A 14,753-nucleotide genomic window follows, 5' to 3' on the forward strand; every position below is an offset into this window, starting at 1 on the left:
GTTATTCAAATAATCTTAAAGATTCTGAGCTTTAATAGATAATGCTTGCTGTAAAATGTTGCGCCAATTTTGCAATTCAATATTTAGCTCTTTTGTTAATCGACTTTTATCCAACACACTGTATGATGGCCTCTTGGCCGGTGTTGGATAATCCTCCGTAGATATTGCATTAATAGTTAATTTTTTATCTCTGGGAATAAGGCCATATATTTTCCCTTCTTCAAAAATAGCTACTGCAAAATCATACCAACTAGCAACTCCGAGATCGGTACAATGATATATGCCTTTTGCGCCCTCTTTCTTCACTAAAGCAAATAATACTTTAGCAAGAGTACCTGTCCAGGTTGGCGTACCAACTTGATCAGCAACTACACCTAACTGCTCTTTATCAGACATTAGTCTAAGCATAGTATTAACAAAATTATTTCCATAAGCTGAATAAACCCAAGCTGTGCGAATAATTACTGATTCTGGGAATATTTTTTGAATAGCAATTTCCGCTTCAGCTTTACTAGCTCCATAAACTCCTAATGGAGCTATTTCGTCTAACTCACTATACGGTGATGATTTTTGTCCATCAAAAACAAAATCAGTGGATATATGAATAAAGCGTATACCAAATTGCTTACAGACTTTAGCAAGATTTAATGCCCCATCTAAATTGACAGAAAAGGCTAAATTTTGTTCTTTTTCTGCTTTATCTACGGCGGTATAGGCCGCTGCATTAATGATCACTTCAGGACAATATTGTTGTATTACTGTCTCAACCATCTGCCTATCTGAGATATCTAATTCCTCACGAGATAGACTAATTAGTTCATGCTCTACAGGACACAGATTTTGAAGTTCTCGACCAAGCTGTCCATTCTTACCTGTAACCAAAATTTTCATAGATTCCCCAGGCAGCTGCCCATAGATAATGATTCACAGCGTATAAATAATATTATTATTCGATAATAGTTTAGAAAACCCTAACAAAGGCTAATATATAATTTTAAATTCTTACTATAACTTTATGTTTAGGTGAAAAATATTGCATCCCGAAAACGCCTACCATCACAATCCTTTGGTGAAAGTTGAGGCTCTTGTCCCTCACCGATTGGCCATGTGATATTCAAGTCCGGATCATTCCACAAAATAGACTGTTCATAGTTCGGCGCATAATAATCTGTGCATTTGTATACAAACTCAGCCGACTCGCTAGTTACATAAAATCCGTGTGCAAATCCCTCAGGAACCCATAATTGCCGTTTATTTTCTGCTGATAGATAAGCACCGACCCACTTCCCAAAACTTGGTGAACTCTTTCTGAGATCTACGGCAACATCAAAAACCTCTCCTTGTATAACTCTTACAAGCTTTCCTTGCGTTTGTTCTGTTTGATAGTGCAGCCCCCGTAAAATACCCTGGGACGACCTGCTGTGATTATCCTGCACAAAGACTTTATTCATACATTTATCTACAAAAACATCATCCCGGAATGACTCAAAGAAAAATCCTCGCTCATCGCCAAAGACTCTGGGTTCGATGATTTTCACATCAGAAATTTCTGTTTCAATAACTTTCATGCGGATTTGTCCCCCCTACAGCTATCAAGATAAATAGCTATTGCTCGGAATAGAGTAGGCCATCTACCCTCAAACGACACTCTACTTAAAATTTAAAGAGCTAGAGCATCAGAAGCATACTTAGAATTTTTTAAAGTTCCAAACCTACGCTCAACTAGTGATGAGAGCTCGCCATTCTCGACCAGTAATTGCATCAGATATTTACCATAGCCACTTTTCATAAGCGGCTGTATTTGAGCTTCTAGCTCTTCTGCGCTAATAAATCCCTTCCTATAAGCCACTTCTTCGGGACAAGCTATTTTTAATCCTTGGCGGCGCTCAATAGTTTGGACAAAATGTGCAGCATCAAGAAGGTTGTCGTGTGTTCCTGTATCCAGCCAGGCACTTCCACGCCCAAGATGTTCAACATCCAATTGCTCTTGAGCCAAATATACTTTATTAATATCCGTAATTTCTAACTCACCCCGTGGGCTAGGCTTGACTCCTCGGGCAATATCACAGACCTGTTTATCATAAAAATAAAGTCCTGTCACAGCATAATTAGATTTAGGATTTTCCGGTTTCTCCTCTAAACTAATTGCTTTGCCAGCAGCATCAAATTCTACAACACCATATGCTCTAGGATCCGCTATATGGTAACCAAATACAGTGGCACCATTCTCTCTCGTATTAGCTTGCTGTAAAATTTGACTAAAATTATGTGAATAAAAAATATTATCGCCTAACACAAGGGCGCTATTATTATTTCCCACATGCTCCCGACCAATCAAAAAAGCTTGCGCTAAACCATCTGGAGAAGGTTGCACCGCATAGGAGATATTAATCCCCCATTGTGCCCCATCTTCAAGCAGCCGCTGATACAAAGACTGCTCCTCAGGTGTTGTTATAATTAAAATGTCTCTAATTCCAGCCAGCATTAAAGTTGTTAGGGGGTAGTAAATCATCGGCTTATCATACACAGCCATTAACTGCTTGCTCACCCCTCGAGTTAAGGGGTACAAACGCGTGCCAGACCCACCAGCCAATACAATCCCTTTTCGATTAGAAGATCCTTTTATAACCATCGTTCCTTCCCCCTACTCTATAATCCTTGATTGACTAGCTTCATTTCACAATTTCGTCTGAACTTTATTGATACCTGAGTTATCTGTAGACGCTCACTCTACTCTACTAATAGAACCCTCAACACATCCATTACGTAATTTTCGGCGCGAATAATTACATACATATTTAAAAATTGATATTACGCACGCCTTACAGCACTTCACGACTAAAAACTACCTTCAAGTATCAAATGCTATAAACATCTACTTTAAAACTCTGCAAAAAGAAAGCCAATCTGGTGTGATCCCTCCTCCTATGAATTCAGAATGACAACACAGCTGCCGTTCCAACAGCGATGCGATACAGTATTTCTGTAATATCTTTTGTTACTTGAAGCTCACTAGAGCTAATTTTTGGCATTACCATAATTTCATCACCGGGCCTTAGACGCTCACCCAAATGATTGTCAAAATCACTACCATCAATACGATTAATAGTTCCATCGAGATGTAAGATAACTAATTCTTTCTGATTGGCGTTGTTGGCAAAACCGCCAGCCAATTCAATATACTCTTCAAGAGTACGCCTCTTGCTGTAAACCAATGATGTAGGAAAAATAACCTCCCCCACTATAGATACCGTAGAAGATTTCAATGGCACAACCAATTCATCGCCATCTTCTAATAACATTGATGGCGCATTTGAATTATTAGCGATTACCACCTGCCCTCTTGGCTCAGCTTTACGCGCCTGCGCAATAAAATTCTGTATCATCATCGCATTATCTTTTTGCGCAGCTTTCTCTAGATCAGTATTGGGCTGCCTAGTCAAAACCTCCATTTGTAAAGCATCGAGTGATCGCTCCAGCGCTGCACGCTGCTTGTCCGCAACACTCTTTCTGTACAGCTGGATAGACTCCTGATCTGCATTATCTCGAAAGCTCAATTGGACTAATAACTCATCTAAGGTTGAACCATAGGGTAAAATATAGGTTGCCGGGCCGTTAAGTTCGCCTGAAACTTTGACAGAAATTGATTTTACGTCATTATCTCTAACCAATTCGATCTGAGCACCGGGATATAATCGCTCTTTTAAAGCTTTATCAAGAGGTAAATAATTAGCTTCTTGAATACCATTTATAGCCTGCGTTATGCGGGCAAAATTCGCTTGTGGGTCTGGCTTGCTTATCAGTAATATTTCTGCAAGCTGTGTATAGGGCCCAAGAAATTCCATTTGCGCTGCTTGTTGTACATCCCCCTCTACAGTTACCGAGCCCTTTCTGGCGCCTACTACAACAACATCGCCATTCCGTAACTGAAGAGCCGGCATAACTCCTTCAACCAAAAAGTGATATAAATTTACTGACTGTAATTTATCCCCCTGACGCATGACTTTAATATCAACAAAGCTGCCACTTTCTTCATCGATACCACCAGCACTATCCAGATAGTACAAAATTGAATCTGAACTAAATCCGTTATAAAGCCCTGGTTTTTTCACATAACCAGTGACAAAAACTTTAACTGGCTGACTTGCCTCAAGATTGGCGTAAGCTTGCACATTATTTTTAAAAACACGCTTTACATGGCGCAACACAAAGTCATTGAGCTCGCCATTCTTCACGCCGGCCACATGAACGGGGCCAACCTCTGGAACAAAGATATTTCCTTTAGGGTCTACCGGTATAGAGGCACTAAAGCTATAGGCTCCCCAAAGCTGTAGATTGATTTGATCCCCGATGGTAATTCGGTAGTCCGGATTAAACCCACTAAATGGCTGATCTTTAAAAGCGCCTCGAAATAAAGCCTCGCCAAAAACTGGTATTTTGCTTTGACTTATCTCCGCAGATTCAGTCTCATTAATTATTTGAGTTTCTAAAGCTAGAGCTTGTACACAGGACAATGAGACAACTAGCCCAAGCCCAATATTTTTCATTTTTCTTGTGATCATTTGTGCCAATCTTCTCACGAATAAAATCCTCGATGAAATAGGTGGGATTCCAAAATAGTCACTTTATGCTTTATATCCGATGATCACGAATAGTCATAACCAGCATCTTCCCTATCCCGTACAACATCAGTAAAATAATAGCTAGGCTTACCAGATTGTAAAGCTTGTGTGGATACTCAGCTTCTTCTGCTAGTGATGGCTCTGTTACCACCAGTAAATGTTTAAGCCTGCCAGAAGCTTCCATACGAGCGGCTTCCAAGGCCTTTAGGGATGCTGCATATGCATCGGTTGCAAATTGCAAGTCAAGTTCTAAATTTTGGAAATCTGCTCCTAGAGAGTTAAGCTTTTTCTCTCCTTCATTATCTCCGATTCCCACTAAGCGAATCCTTTCCATCTCAATTTGATTTTCAAGAGCGCCTATGTCTGCTTGCATAGAAACAATTTGTGAAGATTTAGCATTAAGGTAAGTTTTTGCTGCGGTAAGCTGAGCCCTCTGCTCTGCCAAGCGAGACTCCAACCCTTGAATAATTGTACTAATCCCCTTAGTTAATTCTTCAGGGCTCACAACCTTATAGCTATTCTGAAAATCAAGAATTTCTTGCTTGGTAGTTCGCAAATTGACTTGCGCCACATCAACAGCACCGTTTACAAACGACACCTGCTTGTCTGCCAACTGATTACTGATTGCATTGACAAAATCTTCAGATTTTTGAACCACGGTTTCACTAAGCAGCTTGGCAAAAGCCGGATCAAAAGCCTGCATTTCTATAGTAATAATCCCTGTTGCTTCATCATGTACAACACTGATATGATTCCGGTAATATTTTAAGTAACTTTCTTGAGTGGCATCCTGGCCCAAGCGTGAAAAATAATCGTGCTGAGTACTCTTATAGTATTCTGCAAGATTTAACTTTTCATTCAAATACAAGGCCATATCTAATGATTGTATATAATTTACTACCAAAAAGGCGTCCTGATTATCTGCCCCAATACCAGGAATTAACAAACCCAAAGCCGGAGAAGCTGCTTGAGAAGATCCACTATCCTTTACAATAAGTTGCGTTGTACTCACATAGCGCTCAGAAACCCAAAACAGATAGTAGGCAATCAAAAACAGTAGCGGCAAAATTACGAACAGAGCTCCATCTTTAAATCTTACTATACGAGTAAAAAACAAACGTCCTTTTTGAATAAGGTCGATTTTATTTGGCTGGCTTTGAGATTTCTCTTCAATCATTTTATCACTAACACCCCTAGTTAACTCTTATGTATTTATTACAGTAGAAGCGGCTATCTTTTGCGACTGTGTATTTGGCTCCTTACCCTGATACAGGTCAATAGCTTCATCAACAGTAGCAAACACTCTCAATTCACCCGCATCTAAATAGATACCCACATCACAGTTTTTCCTAAGAAGTGCCATCGAGTGCGCCACTATAATAAAAGAAGAATTCTTTCTCTTTTCGTTAATAACTTCCCCACACTTCCTTTTAAACTGAGCGTCACCGACTGACATTACCTCATCAACTAAATAAATATCAAAATCAAAGGAAATACTTAAACCGAACCCAAGGCGTGAGCGCATGCCTGAAGAGTAACTATTTACAGGCACATCAAAATAGTCACCTATCTCAGCAAAGTCCTGCACGTTATTAATTATCTTACGCCGTGCCTCCCCCCAAACTCCATGAATACCACAAACAAAGGCAACATTTTCTCGCCCAGTCATACTTCCCTGGAAGCCTCCAGCCAACCCCAGCGGCCAGGAAATCTTCTGATTAGTAACTACTCTTCCTGAGTCAGGATAGTCAATTCCCCCCATAATACGGAGGAGTGTCGATTTACCTACTCCATTCCTCCCTAGAATTCCTATATTTTTTTCTTCTGGAAAACTTTCAGTGACATTCTGAAAAAGTACTTTTCGACCATGGGGAGTTCGGTATGATTTGGTTAGCTTCTCTAATCTAATCACTGGGTTCTCACCAAATCACGCCAATTGGATCGGTAGCAGAGCAAACCGAAAGAAAGCATTGACAAAGATGCAAATCCAAGGTAACTCAAACTGCCGAAATATCCATTAAAATTGCTAAACAGCGCCTCTCGATTCAACTCAATCACATGTAATAACGGGTTCCATACCAGGTAGGCGTGGTAGTCCTTAGGAATTTGCTCAAGTGAAAAGAATACACCTGACATAAAGTACAAAGGCCGAATAAGAGATGGTACTAATTTGGCTATTTCTGGGAAACGTTCACCCAAAACACACAGGGCCAGGCTAAGCCCTAAACAAAAAAAGAAGAAAATTAGATTAACCATGACAAAAAGTAAAAAATTATTAAATGGGGTTCTAATACCAAACCATGCAAACAGCACCAGCAAAACAACAACTGTTGTCAGATAAATAAAAAACTCCAACAATACCCGGCACAGAACTGCATCAAATGGCCTTAATTGACGATAGTTGAATAGCCCTCGGTTTGAGGCCACCGCCGCTAATCCTTTTTGTGCACAATGGCTAAAGAAAAGAAAAGGTGCAATTCCACCAAGCATAAACAAGGCGGTAGGCACGCCCGGGTAGACCTCATCTCTTATAAAGCTAAAAATTGTTACAAGCACAATAATATGGAGCGCTGGTTCCAGTAGCATCCAGGCATAGCCGAGCCGCCACTTGCCAAACCGAGTTTTCATTTCACGCATCAATAACGCGTGAATCACATCTCGCTGAATTTTCCAGACAGACCTTTGGGTAGAGGACTCCATAACAATCTACTCTTCTATAACATATAAAATAATCAATTTTAGACCAGAGATGAATTTGGGGGATTTAAACTAGGAAATTCTTAAATTATTCACAAAAAATAACGACATCTAACACACCCACTTTGTTAGACCAAGTTTCGCTCACCGCTCTCCCAGATGATTCCATGTGGCGCCTATTGCAACAATAAGCACGGCATCCTATCGAACTCTTCAGTCAAATCAATCACGTGCCATTACATCAATCTGAAGATAATTAAACTCCTTATCGCTTCAAAGTAGACTTGGAAATCACACTAAACAATTTAAAATTGTCCAATAATTTTAAATTGATAGATATACTCCCCTAAAAGTACCGTTAGCATTCCATGCCTTACATTCACATTTAAAAACAAAACTTATTGATTAGAGTAAAAGTTTTCACCCCAACAAACCCCAACCATACAATTGGTACGGGTCATTAAAAATTACAGACCCATCACAACGAATCCGAAGTCCTAGAACAAAAGTACAACCTGTTGAATTCTAAGCAGTAGTTCATCCCACAAGCAAGCTTTATATACGCCAGAGTACCTCTTGGCTAGACTTAATAGCAACAACTGCAATAACGTCATTTTCTGCCAAACTTTATTTTCCCGGCATCTCTTTTGCCCGACAATAAAATGCCACCCACCTGACGCCCCTTATAAAAAGATATTTTTTTCAACCACTTACATACAGTTAAGTCTTCGAATTGCACACTCTCAGTGATCAACGTCAATGGGTTCTAGGCCCCACTCTCTTCTCCCCCCCTGTAGACTTACGAATCTACCTTCTAGTGAGTCAATATGTGATGATAGATTACTCTTGACCCAACCAAATAAGTTTGGCGCACCATCAAACCTGACAGCTATCTCCACCCGGTCTCGAACGTTCCTTTTAAAATTACTACGGCACGGTCTAACTTTGAAAGAGTCATAATACGCCTCCAGAATCAATAATCTAAAGTTATTGAAAAACTGTGAAAGAAAAAATAGCGTCCACAGTTATTTAATGGATATTATTTGACCTTTATCTCAGCAAATCTGGTGCCGATGAACTAATTTGTGCTGATATATAAATAGGTCCAAGCTTCTATATTTATTCAAGATTTTCCAGCAAGGGGCTGCACACCTGAAGATATCGCACACTCATCCTGTCGACACTCAACTTTTGATTGACACCAACACCCTCATACTTGCCTGCTTTAGAGGAATATTTACTTGACCAGCCCAACAATTCATCGAATGCACAGACAGAAGTTTGACAATTATTTTCACTGATAAATATAAAAGCACACCGCAATAACAAACATCATTAAAGTAAGAAGACTATTTTAAAAACAGGAGGAAACATAAGAGTTCAGGACCTGTATAAATGAAAGTGGCTACAATTTATAGAACTCATCCCCCTGAAGTAACTCAGTTGACACCTCCTGGAACAGGCTTTTAAGAGAGAGGTTAACTCTGAGTAAAACCCTAACAGAAAATATCAATAACTGAGCAAGGATGGAGCGGAAATGTCTACAAAGTTGAGTGGATCACCAAAGAGAGAAGGGAGGAATCGCTCAATGGCTTTATCTAGATAGCGTCATCCATATACTCATAATCAGAGATTTCTCAATTTATACCCCCTCCATGAAAGGCCAGCCCCATAAAGTCGGGTGGCCACATAGGAGTCCCAAAGGGGGCAGAATGGATTACAGCAAAGCGCTAAGCTTCCAAGGTCAAAATTTTCACTCTTCCATCGGTTACACAGATAACCTGGTTATTACTGAAGGGGCGGAGGTTTATCTCATTTGCAAACCTGGAAATAGTGCGTTCGGCAGTCTCTTTAAAGGGCTGATTACCGTAGTGAGGCAAAGGGTAGATGTCCACAAGATTTAATCCCTTATAGGACTTCAGGTCTTTGGCCAAATCCGTAGTATCCATCTCCTGAATATAGGCAATATCTGCGGACAGAATTATTGAGCCCGCCGACTCACCAATATAAGTTTTTCCCTGCTTAATTTGCTCCAGCAGGAATTTATCTGCCCCACTGCGCTTCAGCTCCTGAAGTAGGAAAAACGTATTTCCGCCAGTTACATAAATATAATCACTAGCTTGCAATTTATCCTTAATTTCATTTGCTGAAGCAGTAGAAATCTCCAGTTCATCAACAACAACGCCCAACCGCTCAAATGCCTGTTTTGCATCCTCCACATAGAAATTAACTTCTTCATGAAGGCTTGCAGTGGGAATAAATGCCACCCTCCTACCTTTAAGCTCGACCCCACAATCCCCGATTAACTCGGCAACCTCAGCAAAATATGAGGTTAGAAACAGTTTGCTCATACATTCTAATCCTTTAAAGTATCAACCTGACTGATAGCTCAATATCGAAATAATTTATTCAAAGCCGTTAGGCTTTATTCGATACCACTGTACAAACCAGAGTATCTCAAACCATCCAGCATTTACTGGCATCTGGTCTCACTCTTAAATCGTGCCATAAAAAAGCCAAGCCTACCGTGCATAGCTCAGTTTTCGATAGATTGGGGCGTATGGAACTAACGCAAAATCAATACAAAGCTTCATCTGTCTTTACAAGCTTATAAGACTCGGGACAGTACTGTAGATATAGAGCTTAGCTAAGCACGTAGGCGACTGGTATGTACCACAGGCCAGAGCCACCTCTCGGATAGTGAGGGTACCTCAACCCTGCAAGGTCAGCGCCCTTCCTTAGCTATATTGCTACGGCATTGATTACAAAAATATTTATCGAACAGGCACCCAGCACAAACAGCGCCTTCAGCAGCTTGGCCGGCGCCCTCAACGCAGACCCGGAAAAGGTTCAGCATATCGGCTTTCTAGCGCAGGCAGTCATCACCGACATCGTGGGGCTGGTCGCACTGCTCGCGTTTAACGCCGCTGCAACAGTTACGAAACACGCCACAACACCGTTGCAACAGCCTGAAACAGTGGAGAAACAGCTGAAACACACCACCCACTTAAGCGAAGAGCAGCAGCAGCTCGCCCAGCGTATCAGCGCCGGAGAGTTCGGCCACAAGCCCGTAATGCGCAACATCATCAACGATATGCACCTTCGACACGGAACCGTTAAACCCGTTTTCGATGCCCTGCAACAGGCAGGCACACTCAATAAAAATGGCCGGAGATACTTCCTCGCGAGTCAGAGAGGGCTGCCCAATGGGTAAGCTGGTTAAAGGGGTCACCTGGGCTAAAAAGCAATTCGAAAAAGGCTCTCGCCCTGGCAAAGAGAAAATCTTGGAGTGGATAGAGGCCGAGTATATCCCCGGCCAGATCATCGCCGGGGAGCCCTACGTGGATGCCGACCGGTTCACCATACGCGAGCACACCGCCCCCGCACAAAACACCTCCGCCAACGGCGGCCAGCCCAGAAGCGGGCTAGACCTGTTGGCAGGCTGAAAACAGATTAATCAGTAGGCGAGGCCAAGCCTAGAAAGATACACATGTGGGGCGATACACGGACAGTTCCGCAAGCTGACCAAGACCAGGGGTAGCTTCGGCAATGAGAATAGCTTACTGAAGCTGCTTTACGCCGGTATACTAAAAGCCTCTGAACGTTGGATACACCCGACTCAAAATTAGAATCTGACACTGTCACAGCTAGCGATCCACTTTCCAGATCGCCTAGAGAAATACATCAGCCTAACCACGGTGACCAGTGATGGAAGCGGTCAAAATATATTATTTTCTCCGCCCTACCTGGCGACAAATTCGGTATATCCGCTCAAAACATGTCTTTGAACTTAACCATGCCGATATTCTCAATCGTCATTTCTTTTGCATAACGCTTTAAAGCCTCATCCGTTAAACGGTCTTCTTCCTCGCTCAACTCGACCATCTCACGCCTAGCTTCTTCTATGGCCTCCTCTAACGTATTCCCTGTCATTGAGCCGCTTATAAGCGTGTTAATCTCTTGCACCGTCATTTCAGCGAGAAACTCTACGCCCATTCGAGACAGATAAAATTTGGCAACATCATCGGGAAGTTCATCTATTCTGTCTTCATAAAATCGTACTAACATAGTGCTGACTCCCTAATCGTTTTGCCCAACTCTTTGAGAAAGAGCTGCATCTGCGGCAGTGTTTGAGGTTCATAGCGGCTCATTCCCCAACCTATACCGCCCTCGACATCAACCTTGATGCCGTGTGGCAAGATATCTTTAACGGCTTTGTGCATCTCCTTTGCTTAAATGCTATAAAGAGCATCCTTTAGCCTTATTTGTCTCTCATCAAGCCCGTCCGTGAGAAGATAAAAGCCAAAAAATCAACACCGCGTAAATCGCCCAGCATCTCTACCGCTCTAAGGCCTATTGCTCTTGCAAGCCCTCGACCAGAGACCGAAACGCCGGTTTTGGCTGAATCCATGCTGCCAGTGGAATCTTCAAACTTCAGTCCAACAGCATGTCCTTTCATACTTTTGACTTGGTGAAAGCTGAGTTTTATGTTGTATTTTCTACCGCCGTAAAGCAGTACGCGCATCTGTCTGGGGCAAGTCGGGGTGTCCAGCCATAAAGTGATCCTTCAATTTATGGCTTATTGATGACACGTATTTTGCCACATCATTCTATCGAGGGCGCTTGGAGTTTGTTAATGATGCGCTTGCTACCCCTACTCACCACCGCCACCTAAGCTCATCGACACACCAGCATTACATCGAGGCAAAACCGACAAATCATAGGGGGCGAACAATAGAAGAATCTAAGAAGAGGGGAAGAGAAATTTCAGGCGAAAAAAAAGGGCCTTAAAGGCCCTTTTTTTCACCCGTAAGTTTGTGTACGGGTTTGTGTGCAGTTTATGTGCACCTTGTGAAAGTCGATTGCTCTTCTTTCACAACCCCTTGAAAAACAAGGGAAATTTGGTGGAGCTAAGCGGGATCGAACCGCTGACCTCAACACTGCCAGTGTTGCGCTCTCCCAGCTGAGCTATAGCCCCAAACTTTGTTGCTTGACGTTTTCGTCGAAAGCGGGGCGCATTTTAGCAAGATTCAGACGCCTGTCAACAGAAAAAATAACTTTTTAATCAATTAGTTAGCTGCTTTGGCTACAGCTCCCGGAAGCCGTCACTTCCGGGGGAATCTCTATGCGCGAATCGGACCTATTCGAGTCCGGCGTACTCTTTCTCCCAGCGCTTCAGCACCTTCTTCCCGGCGCCGCCAAGTACCTCGATTGCCTGACGCAGGCGCGCGCGGCTGAGATCGGGGCCCAGCAGTACCATAGCTTCCATTACCGAGAAGGAGGCGGTGGTGCCACTGATGGCGACAAACAGCGGGGCGTTGAAGTCTTTCAGCTTGATCTCCATCGCTGTGGCCAGGGCCTTCACCGCTTGGAAGATGCTGTCCTTATCCCAGCTGCGCAGGGCTTCCAGGCGCCACAGGGCAAACTGGAGCAACTTCTTCTGGTCATCCAGGGGCAGCTTGTTGCCGCTGAAGCTCTCTTCGCTCAGGGGCAGCTTGCCGGAGGCGAGGAAACTGACCAGCGGGGCAAAGTCACCAAAGGTCTCCATGCGCTCTTTCGCCTGGGGAAGAACCTTGAGTAGATTGTCGCGATTAAACATCCACTCGGTGAGACGGTCGGCCAGCTGCTCGTTTTCCAGCTCGCGAATCCACAGGCCGTTCAGCCAGGACAACTTCTCCACATCGAATACCGGGCCGCCGAGAGAAACGCGCTGGATATCGAAGTGCGCCAGCATTTCTTCCAGGGAGAACTTCTCGCGCTCGTCAGGCATAGACCAACCCATGCGCCCCAGGTAATTCAGCAGGGCTTCCGACATAAAACCGGCGCGCTGGTAATAGAGGATAGAGGTGGGGTTTTTGCGCTTGGACAGCTTGGTCTTATCCGGGTTGCGCAGCAGCGGCAGGTGGCAGAGCACCGGCATATCCCAGCCGAAGTATTCGTACAGCAACTGGTGCTTGGGTGCAGAGTTGATCCACTCCTCACCGCGCAGTACATGGGTGATCTCCATCAGGTGATCATCCACCACATTCGCCAGGTGGTAGGTGGGCATACCGTCAGACTTGAGCAGAATTTGCGCGTCTACCTGGGCCCAGTCAATCTCGATGGTGCCGCGCAGCAGGTCTTCCACCACACAGGTACCGGTCTCGGGCACGTTCATACGCACTACATAGGGCGCTCCGGCAGCGCGGCGCTTCTCGACTTCCTCTTCCGGCAGCGCCAGGTCACTGGGCTTCAGTGAAGTGCGCCCGGCTTCGCGCAGCTCTTCACGCAACTGGTCCAGCTCTTCGGCAGTGCGGTAGCAGTGGAAGGCGTGCCCTTTTTGTACCAGTTCATCGCAGTGCGCTTTGTAGATATCGCCGCGCTCACTCTGGCGGTAGGGGCCGTGGGGGCCTCCGACATCCGGCCCTTCCTGCCAGTCCAGTCCGAGCCAGCGCAGGCTGTCGAGAATGGCCTTTTCCGACTCCGGGGTACTGCGCTGCTGGTCGGTATCTTCAATGCGCAATACAAACTGGCCGCCTTGCGCGCGGGCAAAGCACTGGTTGAAGAGGGCAATATAGGCAGTACCAACGTGGGGATCACCGGTTGGAGACGGTGCTATTCGGGTTCTTACGGTCATGATAAACCTGATTGATAAATGAAGGACTGGTTAAACCGCAGGATTATAGCGCTGGCCGGGCCCCGGGCACAGGCGGGGTTTTCCCTCCAATAAGAACATTTGCGCGCCACAACCGGTTTCTTACCGTTTAATTACGTGACATATGTCACGAAAAAAGTATTATTGCCGCCATAAACAAGAGATAGCTCGACTAACGCATTACCCGGAATTTTGTCGGGGTTTCTGCCAGCAGCTCTCTCCCAAGAACGATAAATTGATCGCTCAGGATGGCAATACCATGCAAAAAAACGCAGTTCGCACGCTGTTTTCCGCTATTGCAGCGGGCACGCTTTTCAGCATTTCCGCAGGCTCAATCGCCGAAAGTGTCACCGCTTCTGAAAGCAGTGAGATCACTCTGTCCTTCACACCCTCGATCGAAATCACCCGTGTCGACAACGTCGCCATTGCTGATCCCGCTCTGGGTACTGATGCCGTCGGCATTGAAGACTTCTGTGTGGGCGGTCTGGGCTTCTCCACCTACAGCATTACTTTTGAAAGTAACGACACTAATAATGATTCTGAGTTTAGCCTGACCGATGACGGCACCAACCATATCCCCTACAGCGTTGGTTTTGATAACAGCACCTCAGGCACTTTTACCACGGTTGTGGCAGGGGATGCGCTGGCGGGCCAATCTCGAAATATTGCCTCCTGCGGTTCCAGCGATAATGCCCGCTTCCAAATTACAGTGGCCAACAGCGACTGGGAAACCTCAAGCGTGCTAAATGGCACCAGCTACTCCGATATCCTGACGATCACTGTCGCCTCCGAATAAGGGG

The 14,753-nt window shown here is 44.3% G+C and carries 15 protein-coding genes, 1 tRNA gene and 1 pseudogene; 4 read left to right on the forward strand and 13 right to left on the reverse strand.

Features of this window, described 5'->3' with window-relative positions:
- Nucleotides 1-15 precede the first annotated feature (15 nt).
- The 8 genes from rfbD to ACJJIF_RS10615 form a co-directional block, all read right to left on the reverse strand.
- A complete protein-coding gene (rfbD, locus tag ACJJIF_RS10580; RefSeq protein WP_444932179.1) occupies nt 16-891 on the reverse strand; it encodes a dTDP-4-dehydrorhamnose reductase in 876 nt (291 codons plus the stop codon).
- Between the two features lie 128 nt (nt 892-1,019).
- A complete protein-coding gene (gene rfbC / locus ACJJIF_RS10585; protein WP_444932180.1) occupies nt 1,020-1,568 on the reverse strand; it encodes a dTDP-4-dehydrorhamnose 3,5-epimerase in 549 nt (182 codons plus the stop codon).
- Between the two features lie 92 nt (nt 1,569-1,660).
- Nucleotides 1,661-2,632, reverse strand: coding sequence for a glucose-1-phosphate thymidylyltransferase RfbA (gene rfbA, locus ACJJIF_RS10590; RefSeq protein WP_444932181.1), 972 nt, complete (start codon nt 2,630-2,632; stop codon nt 1,661-1,663).
- 301 nt (nt 2,633-2,933) lie between these two features.
- Complete coding sequence (locus ACJJIF_RS10595; protein ID WP_444932182.1) at nt 2,934-4,580, reverse strand: polysaccharide biosynthesis/export family protein; 1,647 nt, start codon at nt 4,578-4,580, stop codon at nt 2,934-2,936.
- 52 nt (nt 4,581-4,632) lie between these two features.
- The gene (locus ACJJIF_RS10600; RefSeq protein WP_444932183.1) at nt 4,633-5,799 is read right to left on the reverse strand and encodes a KpsE/RkpR family capsule polysaccharide export protein; all 1,167 of its coding nucleotides are present in this window, start codon (nt 5,797-5,799) and stop codon (nt 4,633-4,635) included.
- Nucleotides 5,800-5,826: 27 nt separating this feature from the next.
- The gene (locus ACJJIF_RS10605; protein ID WP_444932184.1) at nt 5,827-6,534 is read right to left on the reverse strand and encodes an ABC transporter ATP-binding protein; all 708 of its coding nucleotides are present in this window, start codon (nt 6,532-6,534) and stop codon (nt 5,827-5,829) included.
- A complete protein-coding gene (locus ACJJIF_RS10610) occupies nt 6,531-7,322 on the reverse strand; it encodes an ABC transporter permease (RefSeq protein WP_444932185.1) in 792 nt (263 codons plus the stop codon). The genes ACJJIF_RS10605 and ACJJIF_RS10610 overlap by 4 nt, the downstream gene beginning before the upstream one ends.
- Nucleotides 7,323-9,049: 1,727 nt before the next feature.
- Nucleotides 9,050-9,670, reverse strand: coding sequence for a Type 1 glutamine amidotransferase-like domain-containing protein (locus tag ACJJIF_RS10615; RefSeq protein ID WP_444932186.1), 621 nt, complete (start codon nt 9,668-9,670; stop codon nt 9,050-9,052).
- Nucleotides 9,671-10,077: 407 nt separating this feature from the next.
- Here ACJJIF_RS10615 and ACJJIF_RS10620 point away from each other — a divergent pair, with 407 nt between their 5' ends.
- The 3 genes and pseudogenes from ACJJIF_RS10620 to ACJJIF_RS10630 form a co-directional block, all read left to right on the forward strand.
- Entirely contained in the window at nt 10,078-10,533 is a 456-nt protein-coding gene (locus ACJJIF_RS10620; RefSeq protein ID WP_444932187.1) for a hypothetical protein, read from the forward strand.
- Nucleotides 10,526-10,765, forward strand: a complete 240-nt coding sequence (locus tag ACJJIF_RS10625; RefSeq protein WP_444932188.1) for a hypothetical protein — start codon at nt 10,526-10,528, stop codon at nt 10,763-10,765. Before ACJJIF_RS10620 ends, ACJJIF_RS10625 begins: the two co-directional genes overlap by 8 nt.
- Nucleotides 10,766-10,816: 51 nt before the next feature.
- Nucleotides 10,817-11,011, forward strand: a pseudogene (locus ACJJIF_RS10630) (IS256 family transposase); the annotation flags it as partial.
- A gap of 79 nt (nt 11,012-11,090) precedes the next feature.
- On the opposite strand, the gene ACJJIF_RS10635 reads toward ACJJIF_RS10630, so the two are convergent.
- The 5 genes from ACJJIF_RS10635 to gltX form a co-directional block, all read right to left on the reverse strand.
- Nucleotides 11,091-11,387 carry a hypothetical protein gene (locus ACJJIF_RS10635; RefSeq protein WP_444932189.1) on the reverse strand — a complete coding sequence of 99 codons (297 nt, stop codon included), beginning with the start codon at nt 11,385-11,387 and terminating at the stop codon, nt 11,091-11,093.
- Nucleotides 11,381-11,542 carry a hypothetical protein gene (locus ACJJIF_RS10640; protein ID WP_444932190.1) on the reverse strand — a complete coding sequence of 54 codons (162 nt, stop codon included), beginning with the start codon at nt 11,540-11,542 and terminating at the stop codon, nt 11,381-11,383. Before ACJJIF_RS10640 ends, ACJJIF_RS10635 begins: the two co-directional genes overlap by 7 nt.
- A gap of 38 nt (nt 11,543-11,580) precedes the next feature.
- A complete protein-coding gene (locus ACJJIF_RS10645) occupies nt 11,581-11,778 on the reverse strand; it encodes a hypothetical protein (RefSeq protein ID WP_444932191.1) in 198 nt (65 codons plus the stop codon).
- Nucleotides 11,779-12,221: 443 nt separating this feature from the next.
- Nucleotides 12,222-12,297, reverse strand: a tRNA-Ala gene (locus ACJJIF_RS10650).
- Between the two features lie 162 nt (nt 12,298-12,459).
- Nucleotides 12,460-13,935 (reverse strand): glutamate--tRNA ligase, encoded by a 1,476-nt coding sequence (gene gltX / locus ACJJIF_RS10655; RefSeq protein WP_444932192.1) that lies wholly within the window; start codon nt 13,933-13,935, stop codon nt 12,460-12,462.
- 277 nt (nt 13,936-14,212) lie between these two features.
- On the opposite strand from gltX, the gene ACJJIF_RS10660 reads away from it, so the two are divergent.
- A complete protein-coding gene (locus ACJJIF_RS10660; RefSeq protein WP_444932193.1) occupies nt 14,213-14,749 on the forward strand; it encodes a hypothetical protein in 537 nt (178 codons plus the stop codon).
- Nucleotides 14,750-14,753: the final 4 nt, after the last annotated feature.

The sequence above is a fragment of the Microbulbifer regidiadema (SeqCode) genome (assembly GCF_052467605.1).

What these genes read in the sequence shown, in the direction of transcription:
- ACJJIF_RS10615 (WP_444932186.1), bottom strand. Translation starts at nt 9,670, where the DNA reads ATGAGCAAACTGTTTCTAACCTCATATTTTGCTGAGGTTGCCGAGTTA.
- rfbA (WP_444932181.1), bottom strand. Translation starts at nt 2,632, where the DNA reads ATGGTTATAAAAGGATCTTCTAATCGAAAAGGGATTGTATTGGCTGGT.
- ACJJIF_RS10610 (WP_444932185.1), bottom strand. Translation starts at nt 7,322, where the DNA reads ATGGAGTCCTCTACCCAAAGGTCTGTCTGGAAAATTCAGCGAGATGTG.
- ACJJIF_RS10640 (WP_444932190.1), bottom strand. Translation starts at nt 11,542, where the DNA reads ATGCACAAAGCCGTTAAAGATATCTTGCCACACGGCATCAAGGTTGAT.
- ACJJIF_RS10600 (WP_444932183.1), bottom strand. Translation starts at nt 5,799, where the DNA reads ATGATTGAAGAGAAATCTCAAAGCCAGCCAAATAAAATCGACCTTATT.
- ACJJIF_RS10660 (WP_444932193.1), top strand. Translation starts at nt 14,213, where the DNA reads ATGCAAAAAAACGCAGTTCGCACGCTGTTTTCCGCTATTGCAGCGGGC.
- ACJJIF_RS10635 (WP_444932189.1), bottom strand. Translation starts at nt 11,387, where the DNA reads ATGTTAGTACGATTTTATGAAGACAGAATAGATGAACTTCCCGATGAT.
- rfbC (WP_444932180.1), bottom strand. Translation starts at nt 1,568, where the DNA reads ATGAAAGTTATTGAAACAGAAATTTCTGATGTGAAAATCATCGAACCC.
- rfbD (WP_444932179.1), bottom strand. Translation starts at nt 891, where the DNA reads ATGAAAATTTTGGTTACAGGTAAGAATGGACAGCTTGGTCGAGAACTT.
- ACJJIF_RS10645 (WP_444932191.1), bottom strand. Translation starts at nt 11,778, where the DNA reads ATGAAAGGACATGCTGTTGGACTGAAGTTTGAAGATTCCACTGGCAGC.
- ACJJIF_RS10625 (WP_444932188.1), top strand. Translation starts at nt 10,526, where the DNA reads ATGGGTAAGCTGGTTAAAGGGGTCACCTGGGCTAAAAAGCAATTCGAA.
- gltX (WP_444932192.1), bottom strand. Translation starts at nt 13,935, where the DNA reads ATGACCGTAAGAACCCGAATAGCACCGTCTCCAACCGGTGATCCCCAC.